The following is a 4,095-nucleotide window of genomic DNA, read 5'->3' on the forward strand; positions in this document are numbered from 1 at the left end:
CTGAGACCGGGTCGTCGACAAGTCGTAAGGGATTAGCATGCGAGCGTTAGCAAGTTTCATCATGCGCGGTCGTGTGCAGGCCACCCTGGTGGTGGTCATCAGCGCGGTACTGCCGCTGCTGTTCTGGTTGAGTGCCGCTGCCGGCAGCCTTGTGCTGCTGCGGCGCGGGTTCAAGGATGCTTCAACGGTCATCGCCGGCGGCCTGCTGGCCGGGCTGGCCGTGTGGTACATGGGCGACCCCATCACCTTCATGGTGATCGCAGGTGCCCTGAGCCTGGCCGCCATGTTGCGTGCCGAGCATCCCTGGAGCCGAGTGTTGGTGGTCAGTGCCGTGTTCGCCGTGGTTTTCAGCCACGTGCTCGACCTGGCGCTGGCCCAGACCTTCGATGTGCTGGCCAAGGCGTTTGCCGAAGCCATGCCGAAGATCGAAGGGCAACCGGTGCTCTCCGGTGAGCTGATCCGCCCTGTGCTGGTCGCCTCCACAGCAGTGACGGTGCAATTGTTCAGTGTGCTGGCCCTGGTGCTGGCGCGCTATTGGCAGGCAGCGTTGTACAACCCTGGAGGCTTCGGTCGCGAATTTCGCGCGCTGAGGCTGCCGAAACAGACCATGGCGGTCTTGGTGGCAGTGATGGTGGTGGCTCCGTTCATCGGGCCGCAGTTCATCATCCTGGCATCGGCATCGAGCCTGGTACTGGTCCTGGCCGGCATCGCCTTGATGCACGGGCTGGTGGCACAGGGGCGACTGGCCGGGTTCTGGCTGGTGGGCATGTACGTGACGTTGCCGCTGATCATGCAGCTGATTTATCCGTTACTGATGGTTCTGGCCATTGTCGACAGCCTGATTGATTTTCGCGGTCGCAAGTCCCCCCCGGGGAAAGACTCCGCGAACGGTGAAGGTTAAAAGTTAAGAGGTTTTACCAAATGGAACTGATCCTGCTGGAAAAAGTCGCTAACCTGGGCAACCTGGGCGACAAAGTTAAGGTTAAGGCTGGTTACGGCCGTAACTTCCTGCTGCCATTCGGCAAGGCCACCGTTGCCAACGCCGCCAACCTGGCTGCGTTCGAAGAGCGTCGCGCCGAGCTGGAAAAAGCAGCTGCTGACCGTAAAGCTTCGGCTGAAAGCCGCGCTGCCCAACTGGCCGAGCTGGAAGTGACCATCACTGCCACCGCTGGCGACGAAGGCAAGCTGTTCGGTTCGATCGGCACCCACGACATCGCTGACGCCCTGACCGCCTCCGGCGTTGAAGTGGCCAAAGCTGAAGTGCGTCTGCCGAACGGCACCATCCGTCAAGTTGGCGAATACGACGTAGCCGTGCACCTGCACAGCGACGTTGAAGCCACTGTACGTGTGGTCGTCGTAGCTGCCTAAGCTGCGCTGACTGGCTAGCCCCTCGCGGGTTAGCCGGTTAACATCGGGCACGGTCCTGTTTTCGACAGGCCGTGCCCTTTGTCTTTTTCATCCTCCAGAATTCTTTCGTGGCCATGAACGAGATTACCAACCCCGAACAACTCGACCTGCAAACCGCTGCCCTGAAGGTGCCGCCGCATTCCATCGAGGCCGAACAGGCCGTGCTCGGTGGCCTGATGCTGGACAACAACGCCTGGGAGCGGGTGCTGGATCAGGTCTCGGATGGTGACTTCTACCGGCATGACCACCGCCTGATCTTCCGCGCCGTGCACAAGCTCGCGGACGCCAACCAGCCGTTCGACGTGGTCACCCTGCACGAGCAGCTGGACAAGGAAGGCCTGTCGACCCAGGTCGGCGGCCTGGCCTACCTGGCAGAGCTGGCCAAGAACACGCCGTCGGTGGCCAACATCAAGGCCTACGCCGCGATCATTCGCGAGCGGGCCACGTTGCGCCAGCTGATCAGCATCAGCACCGACATCGCCGACAACGCCTTCAACCCGCAAGGGCGCAACGCCGAAGAGATCCTCGACGACGCCGAGCGGCAGATCTTCCAGATCGCCGAGGCGCGGCCGAAGACCGGCGGCCCGGTGGGCGTCAACGAGCTGTTGACCAAGGCCATCGATCGCATCGACACGCTGTTCAACTCCGACAGCGACATCACCGGCGTGTCCACCGGCTACACCGACCTGGACGAGAAGACCAGCGGCCTGCAGGCCGCCGACCTGATCATCGTTGCGGGCCGTCCATCGATGGGCAAGACCACCTTCGCCATGAACCTGGTAGAGAACGCCGTACTGCGCACCGACAAGGCCGTGCTGGTGTTCTCCCTGGAGATGCCAGGTGAATCGCTGATCATGCGTATGCTTTCTTCGCTTGGCCGCATCGACCAGACCAAGGTGCGTTCCGGCCAGCTGGACGACGATGACTGGCCGCGCCTGACCTCGGCGGTCAACCTGCTCAACGACCGCAAGTTGTTCATCGACGATACCGCCGGCATCAGCCCCTCGGAAATGCGTGCGCGCACCCGCCGCCTGGCGCGTGAACACGGCGAAATCGCCATGATCATGGTCGACTACCTGCAGCTCATGCAGATCCCGGGCTCTGCCGGTGACAACCGCACCAACGAGATTTCCGAGATCTCCCGCTCGCTCAAGGCCCTGGCCAAGGAATTCAACTGCCCGGTCATCGCCCTGTCGCAGCTCAACCGTTCCCTGGAACAGCGCCCGAACAAGCGCCCGGTGAACTCCGACTTGCGTGAATCGGGTGCAATCGAGCAGGACGCCGACGTGATCATGTTCGTGTACCGCGACGAGGTGTACCACCCGGAGACCGAGCACAAGGGCGTTGCCGAAATCATCATCGGCAAGCAGCGTAACGGCCCCATCGGCTTCGTGCGCCTGGCGTTCATCGGCAAGTACACCCGCTTCGAGAACCTCGCGCCGGGCATGTACAACTTCGACGACGACGAGTAAGTCGCCGCCCCCATCGCCGGCAAGCCGGCTCCCACAGGTACCCCTCCCTCCTCAAGAGCGGTGCTGATCCTGTGGGAGCCGGCTTGCCGGCGATGAGGCCCAAGCAGGCACACAATGAATCCGACAACCACCGTCGGATTTGGTCAAATTTTGTGCTATATTCCGCGCCCGCGATTTCCCTGCACACCAGAACCGGTCACTGACATGCAAGCAGCCAAACCTCTCTACGACTATCCCAAGTACTGGGCCGAATGCTTCGGGCCAGCACCTTTCCTGCCGATGAGCAGGCAGGAGATGGATCTGCTCGGCTGGGATTCCTGCGACATCATCATCGTGACCGGTGATGCCTACGTCGACCATCCGTCGTTCGGCATGGCCATCATCGGCCGCCTGCTGGAAGCCCAGGGCTTTCGCGTTGGCATCATCGCCCAGCCGAACTGGCAGTCCAAAGACGACTTCATGAAGCTCGGCGAGCCGAACCTGTTCTTCGGTGTCGCGGCCGGCAACATGGACTCGATGATCAACCGCTACACCGCTGACAAGAAGATGCGCTCCGACGACGCCTACACCCCGGGCGGGTTGGCCGGCAGCCGTCCGGACCGCGCCAGCCTGGTGTACAGCCAGCGCTGCAAGGAAGCCTACAAGCACGTGCCGATCGTGCTGGGCGGCATCGAGGCCTCGCTGCGCCGCATCGCCCACTACGACTACTGGCAGGACAAGGTTCGCCACTCGATCCTGATCGACGCCAGCGCCGACATCCTGCTGTTCGGCAACGCCGAGCGTGCAGTGGTGGAAGTGGCCCAGCGCCTGTCCAACGGCGAAAACATCGAAACCATCACCGACGTGCGCGGCACCGCCTTCGTGCGCCGCGACACGCCGCAAGGCTGGTTCGAGATCGACTCCACCCGTATCGACCGCCCAGGCCGTGTCGACAAGATCATCAACCCGTACGTGAATACCCAGGACACCCAGGCCTGCGCCATCGAGCAGGCCAAGGGCGACCAGGAGGATCCGAACGAGGCCAAGGTGGTGCAGATCCTCGATAGCCCGAGCGTCACCCGCGAGAAGTCGGTGATCCGCCTGCCGTCGTTCGAGAAAGTGCGCAACGACCCAGTGCTGTACGCCCACGCCAACCGTGTGCTGCACCTGGAAACCAACCCGGGCAACGCCCGCGCCCTGGTGCAGAAGCATGGTGAAGTGGATGTGTGGTTCAACC

At 62.5% G+C, this 4,095-nt stretch carries 3 protein-coding genes and 1 pseudogene; all 4 read left to right on the forward strand.

What is annotated here, in order from left to right:
- Positions 1-37: 37 nt before the first annotated feature.
- Positions 38-901: a hypothetical protein gene (locus B3E94_RS00890; RefSeq protein WP_176516053.1), complete on the forward strand. Its 864-nt coding sequence runs from the start codon at positions 38-40 to the stop codon at positions 899-901.
- Between the two features lie 20 nt (positions 902-921).
- Positions 922-1,368, forward strand: a complete 447-nt coding sequence (rplI, locus tag B3E94_RS00895) for a 50S ribosomal protein L9 (RefSeq protein WP_008101037.1) — start codon at positions 922-924, stop codon at positions 1,366-1,368.
- 113 nt (positions 1,369-1,481) lie between these two features.
- Positions 1,482-2,879: a replicative DNA helicase gene (gene dnaB / locus B3E94_RS00900; RefSeq protein WP_176516051.1), complete on the forward strand. Its 1,398-nt coding sequence runs from the start codon at positions 1,482-1,484 to the stop codon at positions 2,877-2,879.
- A gap of 204 nt (positions 2,880-3,083) precedes the next feature.
- A pseudogene (locus tag B3E94_RS00905) lies at positions 3,084-4,095 on the forward strand (YgiQ family radical SAM protein); the annotation flags it as partial.

The sequence above is a fragment of the Pseudomonas sp. UBA6315 genome (assembly GCF_002438125.1).
Classification (GTDB): Bacteria; Pseudomonadota; Gammaproteobacteria; order Pseudomonadales; family Pseudomonadaceae; genus Aquipseudomonas; species Aquipseudomonas faucium.

Excerpts from the sequence above, each read along its gene's own strand:
- B3E94_RS00890 (WP_176516053.1), top strand. The coding sequence starts at position 38 with ATGCGAGCGTTAGCAAGTTTCATCATGCGCGGTCGTGTGCAGGCCACC.
- rplI (WP_008101037.1), top strand. The coding sequence starts at position 922 with ATGGAACTGATCCTGCTGGAAAAAGTCGCTAACCTGGGCAACCTGGGC.
- dnaB (WP_176516051.1), top strand. The coding sequence starts at position 1,482 with ATGAACGAGATTACCAACCCCGAACAACTCGACCTGCAAACCGCTGCC.